Genomic DNA, 1,358 nt, shown 5'->3' with positions numbered 1-1,358 from the left:
AGTCTCCATACTGCTTTTTCGTTTGCACCACCTTCGATTCTTTCCTTAACGATTTTAATGTCTCTATTATACCATAATGATACTATTATAAAAAAGGAAAAAGAGCTCCTTCGAGCTCTTTTGATTCAGTTCTGTAAACTGGAAGTTGATGAGCCAACAGACTATTATTTTTCGTTGACTTTAAGTTCAAGGATATCCGGACGTGCATAATGTCCAATCGCATCATGCTCCATCTTACAGGCGGCAGGCAGGCTCATATCGAGCTCTGCATAGATGATGGTTTCTTCATCCCAAACCGGCTTTGTCAAATAATGACCATACGGATCAATGATGCAGCTTCCGCCTCTGCACACAAATTCCGGAAGTTCCGATACGATATTGCGCTCACACAAGTCAGAAGGATACGAACTGCGTCTGATAATCATATCAGCATTTACAAAGAAACATTTCCCCTCGATTGCAATGTGCTGAATAGTGGCTTGCCATTCTGGATTGTCATTGGTGTTTGGCGAAATATAAATGGTGATTCCCTTTTGATAGAGCGCTACCCGAGCAAGCGGCATATAGCTTTCCCAACAGATCATGCTGCCGATTGGTCCCCACGGTGTTTCAGTAACAGGGAAATAATCCTTATTCGCATCTCCCCATACAACACGCTCAGAGCCTGTGGGCTTCAACTTTCTGTGTACCTTATATGACCCGTTCGGTTCAAAAATGACATTGCTGTTGTAGAGCGTTCCACTAACAGCGTCTCGCTCGGAAAATCCAAGGCTGATGTATGCCTCCGCTTTTTTGGCTGCCTCTGCGAGTTGTTGGAACTCCGAATCTCCGGCAACAACAGAGGCATCGTAGTATCGTTTCCAGTCTTTTCGTCCCTCATCGCTTCGTTTTCCCATGCTAAAACCGAAATTCATTCCAACAGGATATCCCGGAATAAACAGTTCCGGGAAAACAATTAAATCCGGTTTTTGGCTTGCTGCTTCACAAATATATTGAAGTGCCTTTTTAAGTGATGCGCTTTTGCTGAACATAACAGGCTCTGCCTGTACTAATGCGATTTTACAAGTGGTTTTGATATCCTTCATAACGACAATTTCACTCCTTTACAAATTCCGATTGTTCTAATTATTTTTAGTTCCACCTTCTTGCCCCTCGGACAAGAAGTATCCCTCGCTTTCAGCTCGGTCAATTCCGATTGAGATTTCACCCGTTTTGTAAGCTGATTTTCTTTCCAGTCAATTGTGGAATCCACCTGGCATATAAATCACAGAGTGGCTGTGACTATTTTCCAACCCATATTTTCGTGACATGCTCCCACCACTTAAATCCCAGATTTTGAAGTGGGGGCTTCTTGCTCA

At 43.2% G+C, this 1,358-nt stretch carries 1 protein-coding gene; it reads right to left on the bottom strand.

The annotated features are described in order from the left end of the window. Window positions 1-164: 164 nt before the first annotated feature. The gene (locus LJE09_RS17170) at window positions 165-1,085 is read right to left on the bottom strand and encodes a carbon-nitrogen hydrolase family protein (protein WP_008707457.1); all 921 of its coding nucleotides are present in this window, start codon (window positions 1,083-1,085) and stop codon (window positions 165-167) included. Window positions 1,086-1,358 lie beyond the last annotated feature (273 nt).

Origin of the sequence: Blautia sp. DFI.3.45, from assembly GCF_020593505.1 — a bacterium.
Classification (GTDB): Bacteria; Bacillota; Clostridia; order Lachnospirales; family Lachnospiraceae; genus Blautia_A; species Blautia_A wexlerae.
Note: the sequence above shows the minus strand (reverse complement) of the source record. Positions and strands in the feature narration are given on the sequence as shown.

Excerpts from the sequence above, each read along its gene's own strand:
- LJE09_RS17170 (WP_008707457.1), bottom strand. The coding sequence starts at position 1,085 with ATGAAGGATATCAAAACCACTTGTAAAATCGCATTAGTACAGGCAGAG.